Here is a 24,098-nt window from a genome sequence, read left to right on the forward strand (position 1 = left end):
AGAAGTCCTGGGAAATCTTTACCATGCGTTTGCACTTGTTCAAGGCTCTACCGTTCGCTCTCGCCGCCTCTTTCGTCCAGGCACAATCCTTACCGGAAGCCATGCAACAGGCGTTGGATGTCCACCCGGAAATCCAGGCAGGGGTCAACAGTCGTTTGGCGGCGGATTATCAATTAAAGGCAGCCAAAGGTGGATACCTGCCCAAAGTTGATCTGCTGGGCGGGTATGGCCGTGAGGGCACCGACAGCGTGACCACGCGAGCCAACGGTGGTGGCAATCACTGGGAAACCCTGAACCGCGGCGAGTCAAGTTTACGTCTCTCGCAAATGGTTTTTGACGGTTTTGCAACGTCCAGCGAAGTCGGGCGTCAACAAGCCACCGTCAACTCCCGCGCCTACTCTCTGCTGGGCACTTCCGAGCGCACCGCGCTGACCGTCGCCCAGGTGTACCTGGACGTGCTGACCCGCCGCGAATTCGTGCGTCTGGCCGAGGAAAACCTCAAGAGCCACCAGCGTATCTACGACCAGATCCAGTTGCGTACCCAGCGCGGCGTTGGCAGCGGCGCCGACCTTGATCAAGCCGAAGCGCGGATGGCCCAGGCGCGCAACAACCTGATCACCGAACAGACCAACCTCGCCGACTCCGAGACCAACTTCCTCAGCGCTGTCGGCCAGATGCCTGACCAGCTGGAGCGTCCGGCGCCGTTTATGGCGATGATGCCGGTCAACCTCAATGAAGCGCGCCAGCAAATGCTGGAAAACAGCCCGATCCTGCGTTCGGCCGAGTCCGATATCGCCGCTGCCGAGAAGCAGTACGAAACCGCCAAGTCGACCTTCTACCCACGTTTCGACGCCGAGCTGGGTCGCACTGCCGACAACGATCTCGACGGTCAGAACGGCCACAACAACGAGTGGCAGGCGATGCTGCGCATGCGCTTCAACCTGTACTCCGGTGGCAGCAACAAGGCCGATCTGGAATCCAAGTCGTACCTGTCGAACCAGGCGCTGGACATCCGCAACAACGCCCTGCGTCAGTTGAACGAAGAACTGGGCCTGGCCTGGAACGCCCTGAACAACGCCAATGCGCAGGTGCCGATTGCTCAGCAGTACGTTGATCACAGCACCGCCGTGCGCACCGCCTACCAGCGTCAGTTCAGCCTCGGTGAGCGGACCCTGCTCGATTTGCTCGACAGCGAAAACGAGTTGTTCACCGCTTCGCGGCGTCTGGCTGAAATCAAAAACATTCAGTTATTTACTCAATACCGAATCAAGGCGACCATGGGCGAATTGCTCAAAAGCCAGGGAGTGGTCGCACCATTGGCATCCGTTGTGCAGAACGACGTGAAGCCCAAGGTTCAGCTGCCCGGGATGAACTGAGTTATCCCTTTTCAACTGTTAAAGAGTGTCGAGCGTGGAATCAGAAGTCAGTCGAGTTCATCTCAGTCATGATCCACGCGCGTTGCACGACGATCCGTTGCTGGATGGTCTGCTCGCCCTTTGCATGCTGCACCAGAAGCCCGCCAGCGCGGCGATGCTGACCACCGGCCTGCCGCTGCCCAAGCAGCGCCTGAGTGTCGAGCTGCTGCCGCGTGCGGCGGCGCGCGCTGGGCTGCAGGGCCGGGTGCTGCAACGCAAGCTGGAAGAGATTCCGGCGATTGCCATGCCGGCGTTGTTGCTGCTCAAGGATGGCCGCAGTGCTGTCCTGCTCGGCTGGCAAGGCGAAAACGAAGCACGGGTGCTGCTCAGCGAAAGTGATGGCGGCGAATCAGTGGTCAGCCGCGAACTGCTGGCCGACGACTACACCGGCAAAGTGTTTTTCGCCCAGCCGCAGCACAAATTCGACGTCAACCACGGCACGCTGATCCCGCGTGCGCGCTCGTGGTTTCGCGACACCCTCAAGCGTTCGCGCTGGTTGTATGCGGATGCGATCGCCGCGAGTTTCCTGATCAACATCATCGCCATGGCCGCGCCGCTGTTCGTGATGAACGTCTACGACCGCGTGGTGCCGAACCAGGCCGAAGCGACCCTCTGGGTGCTGGCGCTGGGCATCACTGGTGCCTACATTTTCGACCTGATTCTCAAGAGCCTGCGCAGCCTGTGCCTGGATCTGGCCGGCAAGAAAACCGACCTGATCATCTCCGCGACGCTGTTCGAGCGTATCGTCGGCATGGCCATGAAGTACCGCCCGGCACGGGTCGGCAGCTTCGCCCAGAACATCCATGAATTTCAGAGCCTGCGCGACTTCCTCGCGTCACTGACGCTGACCAGTCTGATCGATCTGCCGTTTACCATTCTGATCTTCATCGTCATCGCCATTCTCGGCGGGCATCTGGTGTGGATTCCGGTGCTGGCGTTCCCGATTGCCCTGTTGATCGGCTACGCGTTGCAGAAGCCGCTGGTCGCGACCATGGAACGCACCATGGCCCTCGGCGCCGAGCGTCAGTCGAGTCTGATCGAAACCCTCGCCGGCCTCGATGCGGTCAAGGTCAACAACGCCGAAAGCGAGCGTCAGTACCAGTGGGAACAGACCATCGGCACCCTCAGCCGCCTCGAGCTGCGGGTGAAAATGCTCTCCGGTCTGGCGATGAACATCACCCTGCTGATCCAGCAACTGGCCGGGGTGATCATGATCGTCTTCGGCGTGTACCAGATCATTGCCGGCAACCTGAGCATGGGCGGTCTGATTGCTTGCTACATGCTCAGCGGCCGCGCGCTGAGTCCGCTGGCGTCGCTGTCCGGTCTGTTGACCCGCTACCAGCAGGCGCGGGTGACCATGACTTCCGTCGACCAGATGATGGAGCTGCCGCAGGAGCGCAATTTCGAAGAGCGTCCGCTGAGCCGCAAGGTGTTGCAGGGCGCGATCGAGTGCCGTCAGCTGAACTTCACCTATCCGGAACAACAGAACCCGGCGCTGAAGAACATCAACCTGGTGATTCGTCCCGGCGAGAAGATCGGCATCATCGGCCGCAGCGGTTCGGGCAAGAGTTCGCTGGCGAAACTGCTGGTGGGTCTGTATCAGCCGGACGACGGCGCGTTGCTGGTGGACGGCGTGGACATCCGCCAGATCGACGTCAGCGAGCTGCGCTACAACATCGGCTACGTGCCGCAGGACATCCAGCTGCTGGCCGGCACCCTGCGTGACAACCTGGTCTCCGGCGCGCGCTATGTAGAGGACGAGTTGGTGCTGCAAGCCGCCGAACTGGCCGGCGTCCACGAATTCGCCCGTCTGCATCCGCAAGGCTACGAGCTGCAAGTCGGCGAGCGCGGGCAGAACCTGTCCGGCGGCCAACGGCAGAACGTCGCACTGGCCCGGGCGCTGCTGCTCAACCCGCCGATCCTGCTGCTCGACGAACCGACCAGCGCCATGGACAACACCGGCGAAGAACGCCTCAAGCAACGTCTGGCTGCCGTGGTTGAAAACAAGACCGTGGTGCTGGTGACGCACCGGGCCTCGCTGCTGTCGCTGGTCGACCGCCTGCTGGTGGTCGACCGTGGACAGATTCTCGCCGATGGCCCGAAAGCCGCCGTGATGGAAGCGTTGAAGAAGGGGCAGATCAGTGTTGCTTAAGTCCGGTGTCAAAGAGTCGATCCGTCGCTACTTCAAGGGTTCTGCCTCGCTGCAGGGCCAGCCGCTGCCCGAGGTCAACAAGGCGCTGATCGAGGACGCCCCGCGCGTCGTGCGCCTGACCATCTGGGCAATCATCGGCTTCTTCCTGTTCCTGCTGCTGTGGGCCAACTTCGCGGTGATCGACGAAGTGACCAAGGGCGACGGCAAAGCGATTCCATCGTCGAAGATCCAGAAAATCCAGAACCTTGAGGGCGGGATTGTCTCGGAAATGTTCGTCAAGGAAGGTCAGATCGTCGAGGCCGGCGCGCCGCTGATTCGCCTCGACGACACGCGTTTTGCTTCCAACGTCGGCGAAACCGAAGCCGATCGCCTGTCGATGCTGCTGCGCGTCGAACGCCTGAGCGCCGAGGTCGATGACCGCCCGCTGAATTTCCCGGACGACGTGCTCAAAGCCGTGCCGGGTCAGGCGAAAAGCGAAGAATCGTTGTACATCAGCCGTCGCCAGCAATTGCACGACGAGATTGGCGGTTTGCAGGAACAGCTGATTCAGCGTCAGCAAGAGCTGCGCGAATTTACCTCCAAGCAGGCGCAATATCGCCAGCAACTGGGCCTGCAACGCCAGGAAATCAACATGTCCGAGCCGCTGGTGGCGCAGGGCGCGGTGTCGCCGGTGGAAGTGCTGCGACTCAAGCGTGCCGAAGTCGAAACCCGTGGTCAGCTCGACGCCACCACGCTGGCGATTCCGCGCGCCGAATCGGCCATCAAGGAAGTACAACGCAAGATTGACGAGACGCGCGGCAAATTCCGCAGCGATGCGCTGACCCAGCTCAACGAAGCCCGCACCGACCTGAACAAGGCCCAGGCCACCGGCAAGGCCCTGGAAGACCGGGTCAGCCGGACGCTGGTCACCTCGCCGGTACGCGGGATCGTCAACAAGTTGCTGGTCAACACCATCGGCGGCGTGATCCAGCCGGGCAGCGACATGGTGGAAATCGTGCCGCTGGATGACACCTTGCTGGTCGAAGCCAAGATCCGTCCGCAGGACATTGCCTTCCTGCATCCGGGGCAGGAAGCGATCGTCAAATTCACCGCGTACGACTACACCATTTATGGCGGGCTGAAAGCCAAACTGGAGCAGATCGGTGCCGACACCATCACCGACGAAGACAAGAAAACCACTTACTACATCATCAAGGTCCGCACCGAGCGCAGCCACTTGGGCACTGATGAAAAACCGCTGCTGATCATTCCGGGGATGGTGGCGTCGGTGGATATCATCACCGGCAAGAAGTCGGTGCTGAGTTATTTGCTCAAGCCGATCATCCGGGCGCGGGCCGAGGCGTTGCACGAGCGGTAAGTCTTCAGCGCGGCACATGGCCCCTTCGCGAGCAAGCCCGCTCCCACAGTGGATCTCGGTCGAACACAGAACTTGTGTCCACTGAAGATCAAATGTGGGAGCGGGCTTGCTCGCGAAGGGGCCAGCAAAATCACCATGCCCTGTCAGTAAGTGACACAAATCGTCATTCACCATCCAGTCCATTCCTCACCATCCGCCATATCGTTATTCATTAACGGTATTTAATTTCCCTTTCTTATAGCTTTAAAGTCAGCCACCTGCGTACCTGCCGACCAATCGGCGCGCCGCACGACCTGAACCAACACGCAATCCAGCGTGAGTTTCTGATCGACGTGCGCGCCTGTGAGCGCGCCGTGCGTGGGAGATTGAAAGATGTCCGCAGCTACTGCCACCCCAAGCGCCGCGACTGCCGCGCCGCAAAGCTTTGAAATTCGCCCGTTCAGCGGTGCCGTCGGTGCCGAAATCATCGGCCTGGACCTGACCCGGCCGGTCAACGACCAGGACTTCGCCCGCATTCACCGTGCGCACCTGGATCACCACGTTGTGGTGTTCCGCGACCAGCGCATCACCCCGCAACAACAGATCGATTTCAGCCGCCGCTTCGGCGTGTTGCAGATTCACGTGCTCAAGCAGTTCCTGCTGGCCAATCATCCGGAAATTCTCATCGTTTCCAACATCGTCGAGAACGGCCAGAACATCGGTCTGGGCGATGCCGGCAAGTTCTGGCACTCCGACCTGTCCTATAAAGAACTGCCGAGCCTCGGCTCGATGCTGCATGCGCAGGAATTGCCGTCCGAGGGCGGCGACACCTTGTTTGCCGACATGCACAAAGCCTGGGACAACCTGCCGCAAGCGCTGCGCAAAGCCGTGGAAGGGCGCTCGGCCGCGCACTCCTATACGGCGCGTTACAGCGAGACCAAATTCGAAGGCAACTGGCGTCCGACCCTGACCCCGGAGCAACTGGCGCAGGTCGCCGAAGTGGTGCACCCGATCGTTCGCACCCATCCGGAAAACGGCCGCAAGGCGTTGTTCGTCAGCGAAGGCTTCACCACTCGCATCGTCGGTCTGCCCGAGGACGAGAGCCAGCAACTGCTGGCCGAGCTCTACGCCCACAGCGTGCTGCCGCAGAACATCTACCGCCATCAGTGGCAGCCCCACGACATGGTGTTCTGGGACAACCGCTCGCTGATCCACCTCGCCGCCGGCTGCCCCGCGCACCTGCGCCGCAAGCTGTATCGCACGACCATCCAGGGCGACGCGCCTTTCTGATTTGCCGGAGATTCGATCATGTCCAAACGTCTTCCATTTGCACCGCTGGCGGCGGCCATTGGCCTCGGTTTCAGTCTCATCGCCGGCAGCCTGGTAGCGCCGGCCGTGGCCCACGCCGAAGGTGAAATCCGCATCGCCGAACAGTTCGGGATCGTCTATTTATTGCTCAACGTGGTGCGCGATCAGGGCCTGATCGAGAAGTACGGCAAGCAGGAAGGCCTCGACATCAAGGTCGACTGGACGCAGCTCTCGGGCGGCGCCGCGGTCAACGATGCGCTGCTGTCCGGCTCCATCGACATTGCCGGTGCCGGCGTCGGCCCGCTGCTGACCATCTGGGATCGCACCCACGGCAAGCAGAACGTCAAGGCCGTGGCCTCGCTCGGCAACTTCCCGTACTACCTGGTCAGCAACAATCCCAAGGTCAAAACCATTGCCGATTTCACCGAGAAAGACCGCATTGCGGTGCCGGCGGTGGGCGTTTCGGTGCAGTCGCGTTTCCTGCAATACGCCGCGGCCAAGCAGTGGGGTGACAAGGAATTCAATCGCCTCGACAAATACACCATCGCCGTCCCGCACCCGGACGCGACCGCAGCGTTGATCGCTGGCGGCACCGAACTGACCGGGCATTTCTCCAACCCGCCGTTCCAGGATCAGGCGCTGCAGAACCCGAACGTGCACGTGGTGCTCAACTCCTACGACATCCTCGGCCCGAACTCGCCGACGGTGCTGTTCGCCACCGAGAAATTCCGCAACGACAATCCGAAAACCTACAAAGCCTTCGTCGAGGCGCTGACCGAAGCCGCACAATTTGCGCAGAACGATAAGGGCGCGGCGGCGGACACGTATATTCGCGTGACCAAGGCCAAGATCGACCGTGCCGAGTTGCTGAAAATCATCGACAACCCGCAATTCGAATTCAGCGTCACGCCGAAAAATACCTATCCACTGGCCGAATTCCTCTACCGCGTCGGTGCGATCAAAAACAAACCGGAATCGTGGAAGGACTACTTCTTCCAGGACGCCAAACCGCTGCAAGGGAGCTGATCGAGATGAACGCCCCCTTGCAAGGCCACGCGGCCAGCAACCCGATCGCCAGCAGCCAGGCGCTGTTGGCGGTTGACCAAGTCAGCCTTGAATACCGCACCCCGCAACGGGTGGTACGGGCAACGCATCAAGTCAGTTTCGAGGTCGATCCGGCGGACCGCTTCGTCCTGCTCGGCCCGTCCGGCTGCGGCAAATCCACCTTGCTCAAAGCGGTCGCCGGATTCATTGCGCCGTGCGAAGGCGAGATCCGCCTGCAAGGCCAGCGCGTCGATGCGCCGGGGCCGGACCGGATCGTGGTGTTTCAGGAGTTCGATCAACTGCCGCCGTGGAAAACCGTGAAACAGAACGTGATGTTTCCGCTGCTGGCCTCGCGAACCTTGAACAAAAAAGAAGCCGAAGAGCGCGCGCTGCACTATCTGGAAAAAGTCGGTCTGGCAGCGTTTGCCGATGCCTATCCGCACACCCTGTCCGGCGGCATGAAGGCGCGGGTGGCGATTGCCCGGGCGTTGGCGATGCAGCCGAAAATCCTCTTGATGGACGAGCCGTTCGCCGCACTGGACGCGTTGACCCGGCGCAAGATGCAGGAAGAATTGCTGCTGCTCTGGGAAGAGGTGCGCTTCACTTTGCTGTTCGTCACCCACTCGATCGAAGAGGCGCTGGTGGTCGGCAATCGCATCCTGCTGTTGTCGCCACATCCGGGGCGGGTGCGCGCTGAAGTGCACAGCCATCAATACGATCTGCAAAGCCTCGGCGGCGTGGCGTTTCAGGAGTCGGCGCGGCGCATTCACCGTTTGCTGTTCGATGAAGGCCAGTCGCCGGAAACCGAGCGCGAGCACGATTTCAACGACATTCGTATCGCTTATTGAGCGTTCTGGAGGATTGCCCGATGAGCCAACCATCGTCTGTACGACAAGAGTTTGAAACCGTCCTTGAACCATTGACCAGCGTACCGCTCGAGCGCGAATTGCCTGTAGGCCAACGCCTGTGGCAACAGGGCTGGTTGCGTAAGAGTGTGATCCTGATTCTGCTGGCGGTTCTCTGGGAAGTCATCGCCCGGGTGCAGAACAACGACTTGCTGCTGCCGAGTTTTCTGCAGACCAGTCATGCGCTGTATGACGGCCTGCTCAGCGGCGAGTTGCTGGGCAAGGTGTGGATATCGTTGGTGGTGCTGATCAAGGGTTACCTGATCGGCATCGTGCTGGCATTCGCTCTGACCACGCTGGCGGTGTCGACGCAGTTTGGTCGCGACCTGCTGAGCACCCTGACCTCGATGTTCAACCCGCTGCCGGCGATTGCCTTGCTGCCGCTGGCCTTGCTCTGGTTCGGGCTGGGGCAGAACAGCCTGATTTTCGTGCTGGTGCATTCGGTGTTGTGGGCGCTGGCGCTGAACACTTACGCCGGCTTTCTCGGCGTTTCGGAAACCTTGCGCATGGCCGGGCGCAATTACGGGCTGAAGGGCATGCGTTTTGTGCTGTTCATCCTGATTCCGGCAGCGCTGCCGTCGATCCTCGCCGGGCTGAAAATCGGCTGGGCGTTTGCCTGGCGCACGCTGATCGCCGCCGAACTGGTGTTCGGCGCCACCAGCGGCAAGGGTGGGTTGGGCTGGTACATCTTCCAGAACCGCAACGAGCTGTACACCGACAAGGTGTTCGCCGGGTTGGCGGTGGTGATCCTGATCGGGTTGCTGGTGGAGAATCTGGTGTTCGATACGCTGGAGCGGGTGACAGTCAAGCGCTGGGGTATGCAGCGGTAATTTGTGGTGTTCCCCCTGGCCCCTTCGCGAGCAAGCCCGCTCCCACATTTTGGAATGCGTTTCTCCTGTTGGAGCGGGCTTGCTCGCGAAGGCGTCGGTTCATGCGCCACCGGTTTCAAGGATGTTTGCTAGCATTGCACCCAGATCAATCCAGATCAGCCACGAGTGCTCTGCATGCAACTCCCGGACATGAACCTTCTGGTCGCCCTCGACGCCTTGCTCGACGAGGGCAGTGTGGTTGGCGCCGCGCGGCGGATGAACCTCAGTCCCGCTGCCATGAGCCGCACCCTGACGCGAATCCGCGAGGCGATCGGCGATCCGATCCTGGTGCGCGCCGGTCGCGGCCTGGTGCCAACTCCCAAGGCGCTGGAGCTGCGTGAGCAAGTGCGCGATGTGGTCGAGCAGGCGGCGCTGCTGTTTCGCTCCGCCGACAGCGTGGATCTGGGCACGTTGCGCCGGCGCTTCAGCATCCGCGCCAACGACTTTTTCATCGGTGTATATGGCGGCAAGCTGTTCGATACCCTCGACCAGCAGGCGCCGCACTGCGAGTTGCGCTTCGTCCCCGAGGGCGATGGTGACGACGAAGCACTGCGCGAAGGACGGATTGATCTGAGTGTCAGCAACACCCGTCCGGTGTCCCCGGAGGTCAAAGTGCAGAACCTGTTTTCCACGCATTTCGTCGGTCTGGTGCGGGAAGATCATCCGTTGCTCGACGGCGAGATCACCGCCGAGCGTTATGCCGGTTACTCGCATATCAGCATGTCGCGCCGTGGCATTGCTCGCGGCCCCATCGACACTGCGCTGAATGCACTGGGCCTGGAGCGGCGGGTGGCGGTGATCGCGCCGAGTTTCCACGCGGCGATGTTTGCCCTGCCGGATTCCGACCTGATCCTGCCGGTGCCCAAGGAAGCATTGCTCAGCGTGCGCCGATTGGGCCTGAAGCTGCGCTCGTTCAATCTGCCGATTCCGTTGCCGACGCTGATGCTGACCCAGGCCTGGCATCCGCGCTTCGACAAGGACCCGGCGCACCGCTGGCTGCGTGAAACGCTCAAGGCGTGTTGCGACGAAACCTGGCTGGCCGCACAGCCCTGACACCGAATCAATGTAGGAGGGGGCTTGCTCCCGAAGGCGTCGTGTCAGGCAATGCATAGGTTGAATGACCCACCGCTTTCGCGAGCAAGCCCGCTCCCACATTGGATATTCATTGCTGCACTGAGCGCACTTATAACCTGCCAATAAGTCAATTTTCGTCAGCAGTAAGCCTTACTAAAATGCTCCGGTATTTTTCCTCCGGAGTTTGAATCCATGACATCCCTGTCGGTCCCGGTGCCCCTCGCTGCGGCCAGTCCGGCGACGGCGGCCGCGCCACCGGTATTCGGGGCGCGGATCATCACGGGCCTGGTCGGCGTGCTGCTGGCGGTGCTGGTCTCGGGCCTCAACGAGATGGTGACCAAGGTCGCGCTGGCCGACATCCGTGGCGCGCTGCACATCGGTTACGACGAAGGCACGTGGCTGGTTGCCTGCTACACCGCGACCTCGGTCGCCGCGATGGCATTCGCCCCTTGGTGCTCGGTGACCTTTTCGCTGCGCCGTTTCACCCTCTGCATGATCAGCGTCTTTACCCTGCTCGGCGTGCTGTGCCCGTTCGCCCCGAATTACGAAAGCCTGCTGCTGATGCGCACCCTTCAAGGTCTGGCTGGCGGCGCGTTGCCGCCGATGCTGATGACCGTCGCCCTGCGTTTTCTGCCGGCCAACTTCAAGCTCTATGGTTTGGCCGGTTATGCGTTGACGGCGACTTTCGGCCCGGGCCTCGGCACGCCGCTGGCCGGGCTGTGGAGCGAGTACGTCGGCTGGCAATGGACGTTCTGGCAAATCATCGTGCCGTGCCTGATCGCCATGGCGATGGTCGCTTGGGGGATTCCGCAGGATCCGCTGCGCCTGGAGCGTCTCAAGACATTCAACTGGAAAGGCCTGCTGCTGGGTTTTCCAGCGATCTGCATGTTGGTGATCGGCTTGCTGCAAGGCAATCGGCTGGACTGGTTCGAGTCGAGCCTGATCTGCGGTTTGCTCGGCGCCGGCTCGCTGTTGCTGGTGGCGTTTCTGATCAATGAGTGGTCGCAGCCGATTCCGTTCTTCAAGTTGCAGATGCTCGGCATCCGCAACCTGGCGTTCGCCCTGATGACCCTGGCCGGGGTGCTGGTGGTGTTGCAGGCGGTGGTGCTGATTCCATCGAGCTATCTGGCGCAGGTCCAGGGTTATCGCCCGGTGCAGACCGCGCCGATCATGCTGATCGCCGCGTTGCCGCAACTGATCGCGCTGCCGCTGGTGGCGGCGCTGTGCAACCTGCGCTGGGTCGATTGCCGTTGGGTGCTTGGCATTGGTTTGAGCATGTTGACCCTGTCCTGCCTGGGCGGCTCGCTGCTGACCTCGGAGTGGATCCGCGACAATTTCTACGTCCTGCAATGGCTGCAGATCTTCGGTCAGCCGATGTCGGTACTGCCGCTGTTGATGTTGTCGACCGGCAGCATCCAGCCGCAGGACGGGCCGTTTGCCTCGGCGTGGTTCAACACGGTGAAAGGCCTGGCGGCGGTGATCGCCACCGGAGTCATTGAGGCGCTGACCACCGCGCGCCTGCATTTCCACTCGACCATGTTGATCGACAGCCTCGGCAATTCACCGTTGGCCGATCGCAGCGATCCGGGCCTCGCCCATCGCCTGCACGAACAGGCCGTGGTGCTGACTTCCTCTGATCTCTATGTGTGCATGGCCGGCGTCGCGGTGGCGCTGATCCTGCTGATTTTCTGGCTGCCGACGCGGATCTTTCCGCCCCGTGCGCCGACCTGATTGCTTCACTGATACCGAAGGTTTTTATGACGACTCAAGCAAAGCAAAAACTCGCGGTGGCCGTGGCGGCCGCACTGGCTGTCGGCGTGTTGCTGTACCTGGCGGTGCCGGGACTGTTCGGCAAGCGCACCCAGCAAAACACTAACGATGCGTTCGTTTCCGCCGACTTCACCCTGGTGGTGCCGCGTGTGGCCGGATTCATCAAGGAAGTGCTGGTGGAAGACAACCAGCAGGTCAAGGCCGGGCAACTGCTGGCGCTGATCGATGATCGCGATTTGCGCGCCGCCGCTGAAGCGGCCGATGCGCAAACCCTGGTCGCCCGCGCTCAGCTGCAAAACGCCAAGGCCACGCTGGAGCGGCAGACGTCGGTGATTGCTCAGGCGCAGGCCTCGGTGGTCTCGGCCAAGGCAGAAATGGCGTTCGCCCAGCAGGAGCTCAATCGTTACAACCACCTCGCTGGCGTGGGTGCCGGCACGGTGCAGAACGCGCAACAGGCCCGCACGCGTATTGATCAGGCAACCGCTCGGCTCGATACCGCCAGCGCGAAGCTCGCGGCTGAACGCAAGCAGGTCGAGATTCTCACGGCGCAGCGCGATGCCGCCGAAGGCAATCTGAAGCACGCGCAAGCGGCGCTGGAAATCGCCAGTTTCGAACTGTCCTATACCCGGATCACCGCGCCGCAGGACGGCATGATCGGCGAGCGTGCTGTGCGCGTCGGCGCTTATGTCACGCCGGGCAGCAAGCTGCTGGCGGTGGTGCCGTTGAAGCAGGCGTATGTGGTTGCCAACTTCCAGGAAACCCAACTGACGGATGTGCAGCCAGGCCAGCAAGTGCAGGTGCGCGTCGACAGCCTTGGTGGCGAGGCCTTGAGCGGTCGCGTCGAAAGCATCGCCCCGGCAACTGGCGTGACATTCGCCGCGGTGAAACCGGACAACGCCACGGGTAACTTCACCAAGGTCGTGCAGCGGATTCCGGTGAAGATCGTGCTTGAACCGGGTCAGCCGTTGGCCGAGCGTTTGCGTGTGGGCATGTCGGTGGAGGCGAGTATCGATACTCGCCGTTCGGCGTCGGCGGAACGTGAGGTGACTCAGCGATGATTCGGGGTAAAAACCTGTGGCGAGGGAGCTTGCTCCCGCTGGGTTGCGAAGCGACCGCAAAAATCGCGAGTGCTGCGCACTCGAGCGGGAGCAAGCTCCCTCGCCACAAAAGTCTGTTTCAGTCACTTGTTGTGGTGAGCTTGTTTGGCCTCAGCGCCTGCACCGTCGGCCCCGACTTCCACAAGCCCGAAGCCGCACAGATCACCGACTGGGCCAAACCCGCCAAGTCCGCCCCCAGTCAAGCCGTCAGCGAACCCCTGAACGAACGCTGGTGGGAGGTTTTCCACGACCCGCAGCTCTCGGCCCTCACCCAGCGGGCGATCAAGAGCAACCTCGACCTGCAACTGGCCAGCAGCCGTCTGCAACAAAGCCGCGCCGCGCGTCAGGTGATCACCGCTGATCGCTACCCGAACACCGCCGCCACTGGCAGTTACGCCCGCCAGCGCAACAGCGGCAAAGGCTTGAGCGACCCGTCCGGGCACAACGGCGATTCCGCCTTCAACCTGTGGGACGCCGGTTTCTCCGCTTCCTGGGAACTGGATTTCTGGGGCCGTGTGCGCCGCGAAACCGAAGCCGCCGATGCCAGCCTCGAAGTCGCTGAAAACGACCGGCGCGGTGTGCTTCTGGCAGTGCTCGCCGACACCGCGCAGAACTACATCCAGCTGCGTGGCGTGCAGAACACTCGCGCGGTCACCGAGCAGAACCTCGACGTCGCCCGGCACAGCCTCAAGCTCTCGCAATTGCGCCTGAACGACGGTGTGGCGACCGACCTCGACGTCGCCGAAGCCGCCGCGCAGGTCTCCGCCATCGAATCGCGCCTGCCGGCGCTTGAGCAGCGTCAGTCGCAACTGATCAACGCGATCAGCCTGCTGATGGGCGAGCCGCCGCAAGCCCTGGCCAAAGAGTTATCCACAGACGGCGCGGTGCCGCAGTCACCGCTGCAAGTCGCCATCGGCCTGCCGTCGCAGCTGGCCGAACGCCGTCCTGACATCCGTCAGGCCGAAGCGCGCCTGCACGCCGCCACCGCCAACATCGGCGTGGCCAAGGGCGACTTCTATCCGCGCATCACCCTGTCCGGCAACCTCGGATCGCAAGCGATGCAGTTGAGCGATTTCGGTTCCTGGGGTTCACGTGCATTCGGCATTGGCCCGCAATTCAGCCTGCCGTTGTTCGACGGCGGACGCCTGCGCGGCATGCTGCAACTGCGCGAAGCCCAGCAACAGGAAGCGGGCATCGCCTATCAGCAGACCGTGCTGCGCGCCTGGCATGAAATCGACGATCAATTGACCGCTTACAACGCCAGCCAGCGTCGCCGCGACAGCCTCGCCGAAGCCGTACGGCAGAACCAGATCGCCCTGCGCACCGCGCAGCAGCAATACGTCGAGGGCGCGGTGGATTTCGTCAACGTCCTCACCGTGCAAAGTGCGTTGCTGGCGACGCAGGAGCAGTGGGTGGAGAGTTCGACCGGCGTTTCGCTGGCGATGGTCGGGTTGTACCGGGCGTTGGGCGGGGGCTGGGAGTCGGTGTATCCGCCGGGGGAGATGGCGCAACGCTGATGGCGTGAACTGAAAATGCCGAGGGATGTTTGGGATTGGCCAGAGTGCCGGATGTCGTGAAACCGCACACCGCCATCGACGGCCCTCCCGTGGCTGACCTAAAGTGACGGTCAGGTTCGGAGCCTTCCGTTCGCGATATTCCGGCACAGCAAGAGGATGCAATGGCGGCACACAGAGAAACGCCGGTTGGCGACACGCAGGATCCGCGTGCGGTCCCGGGGGCATGGCTGGTTGCCTTGCGCCTGATTCGTTGGGCCAGAGAACACTGGCTGTTACCGATCATGCTGCTGGCGGCGGCGGTGCGTTTTTTCGACCTGACGGCGGCGGCGATCTGGTTCGATGAAGGCTCCAGCGTCCTGCTGAGCCAGTTTTCGCTGACTGAAATCTGGGGGCGTGCAGCCCACGACGTGCACCCGCCGTTGTATTTCCTGTTGCTGCACGGCTGGATCGGGCTGTTCGGCGACGGCATCCTGTCGATTCGCATGATGAGTGCGCTGCCGGGGATCATTACCGTCGGTCTCGGTGTGTGGCTGGTGGATCTGCTCGCCACCCGCCGCGCCGCGCTGCTGGCCGGGCTGCTGCTGGCGCTGTTGCCCACGGCCGTGCGCTACAGCCAGGAAGTGCGCATGTATTCGCTGCTCGGCATGTGGCTGATCGCGGCGACCATTGCGTTGGTCTATTGGGTTCGGCAGCCTCGGCGGCATCGCTACCTGGTGGCGTACGCGCTGCTGATGACGGCGGCGTTTTATACCCATTACTTCACCGTGCTCTGCGTGATCAGCCACTGGCTGTACCTGGCGGCAGTGCGCGTGCAGCCGGGGTATCGGCTGCGGCATATCCAGCGACCGGCGTGGTGGCTGGCGAATCTGGTCATTGCGTTGCTGTACCTGCCGTGGGTGCCCAATCTGCTGGATCTGCTGCAACACATCCCGGAACTCAAGGCCAGTAATGACATTGGCTGGGAAGATCCGGTTACCCTCAGCTCACTGCCGTCGATGGTCTGGTCGCTGCTGATTCAAGACGATGGCATGACCCTGCCGGGTTGGCTGTTTTTGCTCTTGCCATCGGCGCTGGTGGCAGCGATCGGGGTTGCCCTGCTACGTGATCGCAGCGTATTTCGCGGCAGCTTGCTGCTGCTGTTCTACAGCGTGTTGCCGATTCTGCTGGTGTTTGGCGTGTCGTTCATCTCTCCGGTGTTCATCGAACGTTATGTGACGGCCTATGCGCTGGGGCTGCCGATGCTGGTGGCGCTGGCGGTCGATCGGCTGTACACAGGTTCTCGCGTGCTGGCGCTGGCGATTCTGGTGTTGTTCGTTGGGGTCGAACTGGTGGGTGTGAAGAACAACGCCACGGTCGACAGCAACGATCAGTTCAGCGTGGTGGTCGACTACGTCAACCGGCACTTCGTTGAGGGTGACCGGATCGTTACCAGCGACATGATGTGGTACCTCAGTTACATCTACTACAACCGCACCGATGCGCAGGTTCGCCTGTACACGCCACCGGCGGCGGACGGACGCTCCACGCGTCCCAATGCCTACGGATTCGGCACGCTGGTCAGCGAGGATGTTTATCTCGACCAACTCGGCGATTTGTCCAAGGTTGGCGCTCGGGTATGGTTGATCGGCACCCTGGACGAACCCACTGACTTTGCGGCGTTGCCCGAAGGCTGGCAGCGGCAAAGCGATGTGCATGCGGGTGGCGCTTTTGCGCGCTTGTACGTGATGGTGCCAAGCGCCGATAAACCGGGGGGATAATCGCTGGTCTGCGCATGCTCATGACTTGCCTGACAGATCCGCCATCCCTTTGAGCAGCTCGATCGGCAGCGGAAAAACAATGGTCGAACTCTTGTCGCCGGCAATCGAACTCAAGGTCTGCATGTAACGCAGTTGCATGGCGCCGGGCTGACGACCAAGCATTTCGGCGGCCTGCATGAGTTTTTCCGAGGCTTGCAGTTCGCCTTCGGCGTGAATCACCTTGGCCCGGCGTTCGCGTTCGGCTTCGGCCTGTTTGGCAATCGCGCGCACCATCGACTCATTCAGATCAACGTGTTTGATCTCGACGTTGGCAACCTTGATGCCCCATGCGTCAGTCTGGGCATCGAGCACCTGCTGGATGTCGATGTTCAACTGCTCGCGCTCGGCCAGCAGCTCATCCAGTTCATGTTTGCCGAGCACCGCGCGCAGGGTGGTCTGCGCCAGTTGGCTGGTGGCCGAAAGAAAGTCTTCGACCTGAATGATCGCCTTCTGCGGGTCGAGCACGCGGAAGTACAGCACCGCATTGACCTTCACCGAAACGTTGTCGCGGGTGATCACATCCTGTGGTGGCACGTCGAGCACCACGGTGCGCAGGTCGACCCGGACCATTTGCTGCACCACTGGAATCAGCAGGATCAGCCCCGGACCCTTGACCTGCCAGAAGCGCCCGAGCTGGAACACCACGCCGCGCTCGTACTCACGCAGGATGCGAAAGGTCGACCCGGCGAGGGCAATGACCAGCAGCAACAGTGCAACGAAACCGATTTGCAGACCCATGATCACTCTCCGTGTCCTGCCGCGTCAGTCGCGGCGACTTTCAGCAATAAGCCCTTGCGCCCGAGCACACGCACCGATTGCCCGGTGTGCAGCGGTGTTGTGCTTTGCACTTGCCAATGCTCACCCTGCAATTGCACCCAGCCGTTGTGCGTGTTTTCCGCTTGCACGGTGGTCACCGCCGTCACGCTGCCGACCAGCCCGGCATCGCCGCTGACGGCGTGACGCGGGCGGGTTTTCAAGGCGCGGATGATCAGCGCGATCAACAGCAGGGCGCTGATCAGGCCCAGCCCGATCATCATGGGTACCGGCAAATCGGCATTGCTCAGAATCAGCGCGCCGATGACGAACATGATGATCCCGCCCAGGCCGATTACCCCGTAGTTGGGCAGCGCGGCTTCGGCAATCAGAAAGGCAATCCCGAGGGTGATCAGCCACAGGCCGACCGGATTGACCGCCGTCAGCGGGACGTCGGCCGCGAGGGCCGAGCCGCTGAGCAGCAGCATCAGGAAAAACGTACAACATCGACTGGTCACGTGACCCTCCGGGAGAGTCATGGGTTGGTTCCTTGAGTCTAGTTGAGCCTGGCGCTGGATGAATTCTGATCAATGAACAGATGTGTCCAGTGAGCGGATTTCCCTTCGCCAGTGGCTTGCCGAACTAGACTCAGCAGAACAGGTACAACGTTCAGCGTGACACCGAGGTGCATCATGCGTATGGCAAAAAAAGTGCAGAGCAGCCTGAGTCGGGCGCACTGCGAATATGACGTCGTGGCCCATCGACACTCGGCCAGCAGCCTGGAAACCGCGCGGGTCTCCGGGGTGCCCGCCGAACGTGTGGCCAAATCGGTGATCCTCGACGACCACCACGGGCATTACCTGATGGCCGTGCTGCCCGCCAGCCGGCACCTGGATTTGAGCAAAGTGCGCAGCAGCGGTGAATGGCAGATCACCCGCGAGAGCAATCTGGCGCATATCTTCGATGACTGCGAACGCGGCGCGGTGCCGCCATTGGGTGATTCCTATGGCCTGGACATGGTCATCGACCCGCTGCTGACTCGGCAGAAAGACATCTACCTGGAAGCCGGCAACCACAACTACCTGCTGCACATGAGCATGCCCGAGTTCCTGAAAATGGTGCCGCATGCGCAGGTGCGGGAGTTGAGTCATTAGGTTTTGTGGTGCGGCCACTGACGCCTTCGCGAGCAAGCCCGCTCCCACAGGTTGACCGCAATCCCCTGTGGGAGCGGGCTTGCTCGCGAATAATCGCCCATCCACCGCATTCTTGAAGGAGTCCTCCATGGAACAGCCCACCCACAGCCTCCCATCCCTGTTCGACCAACTCGGCCTGAGCAGCGACCCGACCAGCATCGAGCAATTCATCGCCACCCATTCACCACTCAAACCCGAGTTGCACCTCGCAGACGCGTTTTTCTGGAGCAAGAGCCAGGCGGATTTTTTGCGGGATGAGATTCTTGATGATGCGGATTGGGCGGAGGTGGTGGATCAGTTGAATGTGTTGTTGCGCAAGGGGCGGGTTTTGTAGGACTGAAGTAAAACCTTATTACAGAATGTCCGCAGGATCCCTATCGATGTTGGAGTAGCTTGCCAATTCAACAATCCGGAGCCGTCGATGCAATCATTTTTGCCAGTCAGAACAATTGATGTTGACGCGCTTGGGGACTGTATTGAGGCAGTGATCGAAAGCATCTCCAACGGGCCTGTCGAGTTTCGGGAGCACGACACAACAGTGGCTGTGCTGATTTCGCCAGAAACTTATGAAGCGATCCTGAATAAGCTGGATGATTTCGATTTGGTGTCAATCACACATTCGCGCAGGAACGAAGTAGGGGTAGCCATCGAGCTGGATGAACTATAGAAATTCTCTGCCGAGAAGATTTGTTTCAAAACTTGACTGAAATTCCCCGCCAATGCGATATTGATAGTTAGCAAACTAACAGTGTGCATTTTCCCGTGCCGAATTCCCTCGACGCTCTTCAGATGAACATCAGCAGTGCCATGGTGGTGGCCGCCAGGCATTGGCGGAAGATCTGCCAGACCACGCTGGTCAACTATGGCATCTCCGAAGCCTGCGCCGTGCCGTTGCTGATGATCGGGCGGTTGGGCGAGGGCGTGCGTCAGGTGCAGGTGGCGCAGGCGGCCGGGATGGAGAGTCCGTCGCTGGTGCGCCTGCTCGATCAGTTGTGCCACGCCGGTTATGTCTGCCGCACCGAAGATGCGCAGGATCGTCGGGCCAAGTGCCTGAGCCTGACCGACACCGGCCGTGAACTGGTGCAAGCGGTGGAAAGTGAACTGGTACGTCTGCGTCATGAAGTGCTCGAAGGCATCGACCAGAGTGATCTGGAGGCTACGCTTCGGGTACTGCGAGCTTTTGAGGCGGCCCATCCGCCTGTGGTGATCAATTCTTGAACGGTTTTTTCTCCGGCATTCCTCCGGCCCGGGACTGGTTCTACGGGGTCCGCACCTTTGCAGCGTCGATGATTGCGCTGTACATCGCCTTGCTCATGCAAATGCCGCGTCCGTATTGGGCGATGGCCACGGTGTATATCGTCTCCAGCCCGTTTCTCGGCCCGACCAGTTCCAAGGCGCTGTACCGCGCCATCGGCACTTTTCTCGGAGCGGCGGCGGCGGTGCTGTTCGTGCCGATGTTCGTGCAGAGTCCGTACGTGTTGGTGGTGGTCATCGCGCTGTGGACGGGGATCCTGTTGTTCCTGTCGCTGCACCTGCGCACGGCCAATAACTACGCATTGATGCTAGCCGGTTACACCCTGCCGCTGATTGCCTTGCCGACCGTGGATAACCCGTTGGCGGTGTGGGATGTGGCGGAAGCGCGTACCGAAGAGATTTTTCTCGGTATCGCCGTGGCGGCGGTGATCGGTGCGATGTTCTGGCCACGGCGTCTGGCGCCGGTGTTTAACGACGCGGTGGGCAAGTGGTTCGCCGACGCCACCACCTACAGCCTGAAGTTTCTCAGCCGCGACGTGCAGCCTGAACAGATCGCCGCGCTGCGCATGGCCATGGTCGCCAATTTCAACAGCCTCGAATTGATGATCGGCCAGTTGCCGCATGAAGGCGCCCGGCCGCAAACCGTGCGCAACACCAAGGAGCTGCGCGGGCGGATGATCCACCTGTTGCCGGTGATCGACGCTCTGGAAGACTCGCTGTATGCCCTTGAGCGACGTACGCCGGAGCTGGTGGAAAAGTTTGCCCCGCTGCTGACCGCGACCCAGGAATGGCTCGGTCATAAAGATGCCGATCTTGACCGCTGGCAGGCGCTCAAGGATCAACTCCAGGCCCTGCAACCAAGCTGCGAGGCGCTGGACGATCGCAAGCAATTGCTGTTCTCCAACGCGATTTATCGCCTCGGCGAATTCATCGATCTGTGGCAGGACTGCCGCAGTCTGCAGGACGCGATTCTCTGCGAGCGCCAGGACAGCTGGCGTGCGGTGTACCGGCACTGGCGCCTCGGTCGGCTGACGCCGTTTCTCGACCGCGGGATGATGCTGTATTCGGTGGCCTCGACCATTCTGGCGATCATCGTCGCTTCGGTGCTGTGGATTCTGCTCGGCTGGCCGGACGGTGGCAGCGCGGTGATTCTGGCGGCGGTGGCCTGTAGTTTCTTCGCCTCGATGGACGACCCGGCGCCGCAGATCTACCGGTTCTTTTTCTGGACCGGGATGTCGGTGCTGTTCGCCAGTCTCTATCTATTTCTGATTCTGCCGAACCTGCACGATTTCCCGATGCTGGTGCTAGCTTTTGCGATTCCGTTCATCTGTGTCGGCACCCTGACGGTGCAGCCACGGTTCTATCTCGGCATGCTCCTGACACTGGTCAACACCTCGTCGTTCATCAGCATTCAGGGCGCGTACGACGCGGACTTTTTTGCCTTCGTGAATTCCAATCTGGCCGGGCCGATGGGCCTGTTGTTCGCGTTCATCTGGACGTTGGTCACCCGCCCGTTCGGTGTCGAACTGGCGGCCAAACGTCTGACCCGTTTCAGCTGGAAGGACATTGTGCGCATGACCGAGCCGGCGAACCTCGCCGAGCACCGGCAACTGGGCGTGCAGTTGCTCGACCGTTTGATGCAGCACCTGCCGCGTCTGGCCATGACCGGTCAAGACACCGGCATCGCCATGCGTGAAGTGCGCGTGGGTCTGAACCTGCTCGATCTGCTGGCCTACACCCCGCGGGTGGAAGGCGCGCCGAATGTCCTGCTGCAGCAAGTGGTGGCTGAGGTCGGCGAATATTTCCGCGCCTGCCTCAAGGCCGGTGAACGCTTGCCGGCGCCGAGCCCGCTACTGATGACCATGGACCGTGCGCGTCGCGCCCTCAAAGGCCACGGCGACGACGAAACCCGACTAAACCTGTTGCATGCCCTGAGCGGTTTGCGCCTGGCATTGCTGCCCGGCGTGGAATTCGTCAGCACGAGCGATGCCGAAGAACCGCTGCCCGATGGAGCGCCCCTATGATCGGTGATCTGGATATCAGCGGGATTTTCCTGCCGACCCTGCTGGTGTTGATGGGCATCACCTATGTGTTGTTTCTGCTGGTGCATGGCGTGCTCACGCGCCTGCACTTTTACCGTCTGGTCTGGCACCGGGCATTGTTCAACGTGGCCCTCTACGCCGTGATGCTGTACGGCGTGGACTCACTCAGTCGATACCTGATGACATGAAAAAACCGTTTCTGACTATCGGTCGCGTGGTCCTGACCCTGCTGATCGTGACTTTTGCCGTCGTCCTCGTCTGGCGCATGGTGATGTATTACATGTTCGCGCCGTGGACCCGTGACGGCCACATTCGGGCCGACATCATCCAGATCGCCCCGGACGTGTCCGGGCTGATCCAGCAGGTCGAGGTCAAGGACAACCAGTTGATCAAACGCGGCCAGGTGCTGTTCAGCATCGATCAGGACCGTTTCAAACTGGCCTTGCGTCAGGCGAAGGCGGCGGTCGCCGATCGCGAAGAAACCCTGGCCCAGGCGCAGCGCGAAGCCAAGCGTAACCGTGGGCTGGGCAATCTGGTGCCGGCCGAACAGTTGGAAGAAAGCCTGTCGAAAGTTGCCCGTGCGCAATCGGCGCTGGCCGAAGCGCTGGTGACAGTGGACAGCGCGCAGCTCAACCTGGATCGCTCGGTGATCCGCAGCCCGGTGGACGGTTACGTCAACGACCGCGCGCCGCGAGTGCAGGAATTTGTCACCGCCGGGCGGCCGGTGTTGTCGGTGGTCGACAGCAACTCGTTCCACATCGACGGCTATTTCGAGGAAACCAAACTCGACGGCATTCATGTCGGGCAGTCGGTGGACATCCGTGTGATCGGTGACAAGGCCAGGCTGCGCGGGCATGTCGAAAGCATCGTCGCCGGTATCGAAGACCGTGACCGCACCAGCGGCAACAACCTGCTGCCCAACGTCAACCCGGCGTTCAGCTGGGTGCGGCTGGCGCAGCGGATTCCGGTGCGCATCGCCTTTGACGAAGTGCCGGAAGATTTCCGCATGATCGCCGGGCGGACCGCTACCGTGTCGATCATCGACGATCAGCCACGCGACGACCACAAACAGGAGCCCGCGCAATGAACAAGGCCCTGATGATCGCCGGGTTGGGCGTGATGCTCTCGGCCTGTCAGATGGTCGGGCCGGACTATCACCTGCCCGCTGACGCGGCGGTGCAGCGCAAGGATTTTCAGGGCGAACTGGCGGTGGAGGGCAAACCGGTGGTGTCAGCGCCGGTGCCCGCCGATTGGTGGCGGCTTTATCAGGACCCGCGTCTGGATCAACTGGTGCAGCAGGCCATGGCGTCCAACACTGACTTGCGCGTGGCGGCGGCGAACCTGTCGCGGGCGCGGGCCCAGGTCGATGAGGCTGAAGCGGCGGGCGGCTGGAGTGCCGGGGTGAAGATGGGCGCGCAGCGCTTGCAGGAGTCCGGTCAGGCCTACCTGCTGACGGAAAAGGTGCCGGTGGCCAACGTCGGCGATATTGGCATCAGCGCCTCTTACCAGTTCGACCTGTGGGGCACGTTGCAGCGCGGGATCGAAGCCGCCAAGGCCAACGCCGATGCGACCCAGGCCGCCGCCGACACCGCGCGCATCACTCTGGTAGCGGACGTGGTTCGCGCCTACACCCAGGTGTGTGCCGCCAATGAAGAGCGGGAAATCGCCCAGCATTCCCTCGACCTGCAATCGCAAGGCACGACCCTGATCCAGCGCCTGCGCGATGCCGGGCGTGGCGATGAAACCCAGGTCACCCGTTCGCAAACCCAATTCAAGTCGTTGCGCGCCGACATGCCGCGCTATGAAGCGGCGCGTCAGGCCGGGCTGTTCCGCCTGTCGATGTTGCTGGCGAAACCGGTCGATCAGTTGCCGGCCGGCACCGCCACCTGCGCCGAACTGCCGAAAATCGCCCAACTGGTGCCGGTCGGCGACGGTGCGGCGCTGCTCAAGCGTCGGCCTGATGTGCGTCAGGCCGAACGTCGCCTCGCCGCCGCGACCGCCGGGATCGGCATCGCCACTGGCGAGCTGTACCCGGACATCAGCATCGGCGCGACCATCGGCACTGTCGGTATTATTTCCGATCTTGGCGATCCGTCGACCAACCGCTGGGGCTTCGGCCCGTCGTTGAGCTGGAAGGTCCCGACCAACGGCGCCCGCGCCCGTATTCGCGAGGCGGAAGCCAATACCCAGGGTGCGCTGGCGCACTTCGATGGCGTGGTGCTCAACGCCATCCGCGAAACCCAGACCGGCCTGGCGCAGTACACCGCGCTGCTACAACGCCGCGATGCGCTGGCCGATGCGGAACAGTCGGCGAAACTCGCCGCCGACCAGACGCACCGCTTCTTCCAGGCCGGGCGCGAGTCGTTCCTCGCCGACCTGCAAGCGACCCGCACCTACACCGACGTCACCGCGCAACTGGCCGCCGCCAACACCCAAGTTGCCATGAGCCAGATCGATTTGTTCCTCGCGCTGGGCGGCGGTTGGGAAAGCGGACGAACGCAAGCCTCAAGCGCCAGCAAACCCTGAAGCCGTTGCTATGCTTTGAAGTGTTGGAAGGGTGCCCTGAGCACGGC

General features: G+C 61.7%; 22 protein-coding genes. 20 read left to right on the forward strand and 2 right to left on the reverse strand.

What is annotated here, in order from left to right:
• The first annotated feature begins 23 nt into the window (after window positions 1–23).
• From ACVHNU_RS25820 to ACVHNU_RS25875, 12 genes are all read left to right on the forward strand, one after another.
• Entirely contained in the window at window positions 24–1,376 is a 1,353-nt protein-coding gene (locus ACVHNU_RS25820; RefSeq protein WP_003220452.1) for a TolC family outer membrane protein, read from the forward strand.
• Window positions 1,377–1,410: 34 nt separating this feature from the next.
• Entirely contained in the window at window positions 1,411–3,567 is a 2,157-nt protein-coding gene (locus tag ACVHNU_RS25825) for a type I secretion system permease/ATPase (protein WP_003220454.1), read from the forward strand.
• Window positions 3,557–4,924 (forward strand): HlyD family type I secretion periplasmic adaptor subunit, encoded by a 1,368-nt coding sequence (locus tag ACVHNU_RS25830; RefSeq protein ID WP_003220455.1) that lies wholly within the window; start codon window positions 3,557–3,559, stop codon window positions 4,922–4,924. The genes ACVHNU_RS25825 and ACVHNU_RS25830 overlap by 11 nt, the downstream gene beginning before the upstream one ends.
• 372 nt (window positions 4,925–5,296) lie before the next feature.
• Entirely contained in the window at window positions 5,297–6,193 is an 897-nt protein-coding gene (locus ACVHNU_RS25835; RefSeq protein WP_003220456.1) for a TauD/TfdA dioxygenase family protein, read from the forward strand.
• An 18-nt stretch (window positions 6,194–6,211) separates the two neighbouring features.
• Window positions 6,212–7,237, forward strand: a complete 1,026-nt coding sequence (locus ACVHNU_RS25840; protein ID WP_473018549.1) for an ABC transporter substrate-binding protein — start codon at window positions 6,212–6,214, stop codon at window positions 7,235–7,237.
• A 5-nt stretch (window positions 7,238–7,242) separates the two neighbouring features.
• Window positions 7,243–8,103 (forward strand): ABC transporter ATP-binding protein, encoded by an 861-nt coding sequence (locus ACVHNU_RS25845; protein WP_473018550.1) that lies wholly within the window; start codon window positions 7,243–7,245, stop codon window positions 8,101–8,103.
• A gap of 20 nt (window positions 8,104–8,123) precedes the next feature.
• Window positions 8,124–8,990 carry an ABC transporter permease gene (locus tag ACVHNU_RS25850; protein WP_226499739.1) on the forward strand — a complete coding sequence of 289 codons (867 nt, stop codon included), beginning with the start codon at window positions 8,124–8,126 and terminating at the stop codon, window positions 8,988–8,990.
• Window positions 8,991–9,164: 174 nt separating this feature from the next.
• Window positions 9,165–10,082 carry a LysR family transcriptional regulator gene (locus tag ACVHNU_RS25855; RefSeq protein ID WP_103486188.1) on the forward strand — a complete coding sequence of 306 codons (918 nt, stop codon included), beginning with the start codon at window positions 9,165–9,167 and terminating at the stop codon, window positions 10,080–10,082.
• Window positions 10,083–10,295: 213 nt separating this feature from the next.
• On the forward strand, window positions 10,296–11,834 hold the full coding sequence (locus ACVHNU_RS25860) for an MFS transporter (protein ID WP_473018551.1): 1,539 nt from the start codon (window positions 10,296–10,298) through the stop codon (window positions 11,832–11,834).
• 26 nt (window positions 11,835–11,860) lie between these two features.
• Window positions 11,861–12,931, forward strand: a complete 1,071-nt coding sequence (locus ACVHNU_RS25865) for an HlyD family secretion protein (protein WP_473018552.1) — start codon at window positions 11,861–11,863, stop codon at window positions 12,929–12,931.
• The gene (locus tag ACVHNU_RS25870) at window positions 12,928–14,487 is read left to right on the forward strand and encodes an efflux transporter outer membrane subunit (RefSeq protein WP_473018553.1); all 1,560 of its coding nucleotides are present in this window, start codon (window positions 12,928–12,930) and stop codon (window positions 14,485–14,487) included. The genes ACVHNU_RS25865 and ACVHNU_RS25870 overlap by 4 nt, the downstream gene beginning before the upstream one ends.
• A 161-nt stretch (window positions 14,488–14,648) precedes the next feature.
• Window positions 14,649–16,244: a glycosyltransferase family 39 protein gene (locus tag ACVHNU_RS25875; RefSeq protein WP_473018554.1), complete on the forward strand. Its 1,596-nt coding sequence runs from the start codon at window positions 14,649–14,651 to the stop codon at window positions 16,242–16,244.
• Window positions 16,245–16,262: 18 nt separating this feature from the next.
• Here ACVHNU_RS25875 and ACVHNU_RS25880 read toward each other — a convergent pair whose 3' ends face one another.
• Window positions 16,263–17,021 (reverse strand): slipin family protein, encoded by a 759-nt coding sequence (locus ACVHNU_RS25880; protein ID WP_003220464.1) that lies wholly within the window; start codon window positions 17,019–17,021, stop codon window positions 16,263–16,265.
• 2 nt (window positions 17,022–17,023) lie between these two features.
• Window positions 17,024–17,575: an NfeD family protein gene (locus ACVHNU_RS25885; protein ID WP_473018555.1), complete on the reverse strand. Its 552-nt coding sequence runs from the start codon at window positions 17,573–17,575 to the stop codon at window positions 17,024–17,026.
• Between the two features lie 153 nt (window positions 17,576–17,728).
• Between ACVHNU_RS25885 and ACVHNU_RS25890 the strand changes: the two genes are divergently transcribed.
• The 8 genes from ACVHNU_RS25890 to ACVHNU_RS25925 all read left to right on the forward strand — a co-directional run bounded on the left by ACVHNU_RS25890 (window position 17,729) and on the right by ACVHNU_RS25925 (window position 24,051).
• Window positions 17,729–18,190: an aminoacyl-tRNA deacylase gene (locus ACVHNU_RS25890; RefSeq protein ID WP_003220467.1), complete on the forward strand. Its 462-nt coding sequence runs from the start codon at window positions 17,729–17,731 to the stop codon at window positions 18,188–18,190.
• A gap of 127 nt (window positions 18,191–18,317) precedes the next feature.
• Window positions 18,318–18,563: a DUF2789 domain-containing protein gene (locus tag ACVHNU_RS25895; protein ID WP_262142078.1), complete on the forward strand. Its 246-nt coding sequence runs from the start codon at window positions 18,318–18,320 to the stop codon at window positions 18,561–18,563.
• Window positions 18,564–18,650: 87 nt separating this feature from the next.
• Complete coding sequence (locus tag ACVHNU_RS25900) at window positions 18,651–18,896, forward strand: hypothetical protein (RefSeq protein ID WP_103486194.1); 246 nt, start codon at window positions 18,651–18,653, stop codon at window positions 18,894–18,896.
• A gap of 122 nt (window positions 18,897–19,018) precedes the next feature.
• The gene (locus ACVHNU_RS25905) at window positions 19,019–19,447 is read left to right on the forward strand and encodes a MarR family winged helix-turn-helix transcriptional regulator (protein ID WP_045122246.1); all 429 of its coding nucleotides are present in this window, start codon (window positions 19,019–19,021) and stop codon (window positions 19,445–19,447) included.
• Window positions 19,444–21,507 (forward strand): FUSC family protein, encoded by a 2,064-nt coding sequence (locus tag ACVHNU_RS25910; protein WP_473018556.1) that lies wholly within the window; start codon window positions 19,444–19,446, stop codon window positions 21,505–21,507. Before ACVHNU_RS25905 ends, ACVHNU_RS25910 begins: the two co-directional genes overlap by 4 nt.
• A complete protein-coding gene (locus ACVHNU_RS25915) occupies window positions 21,504–21,713 on the forward strand; it encodes a DUF1656 domain-containing protein (protein WP_098966584.1) in 210 nt (69 codons plus the stop codon). The genes ACVHNU_RS25910 and ACVHNU_RS25915 overlap by 4 nt, the downstream gene beginning before the upstream one ends.
• The gene (locus ACVHNU_RS25920) at window positions 21,710–22,612 is read left to right on the forward strand and encodes an efflux RND transporter periplasmic adaptor subunit (protein WP_262142080.1); all 903 of its coding nucleotides are present in this window, start codon (window positions 21,710–21,712) and stop codon (window positions 22,610–22,612) included. The genes ACVHNU_RS25915 and ACVHNU_RS25920 overlap by 4 nt, the downstream gene beginning before the upstream one ends.
• Window positions 22,609–24,051 carry an efflux transporter outer membrane subunit gene (locus ACVHNU_RS25925; protein WP_003220479.1) on the forward strand — a complete coding sequence of 481 codons (1,443 nt, stop codon included), beginning with the start codon at window positions 22,609–22,611 and terminating at the stop codon, window positions 24,049–24,051. Before ACVHNU_RS25920 ends, ACVHNU_RS25925 begins: the two co-directional genes overlap by 4 nt.
• Window positions 24,052–24,098: the final 47 nt, after the last annotated feature.

The sequence above is a fragment of the Pseudomonas sp. Ors-4-3C genome (assembly GCF_055755035.1).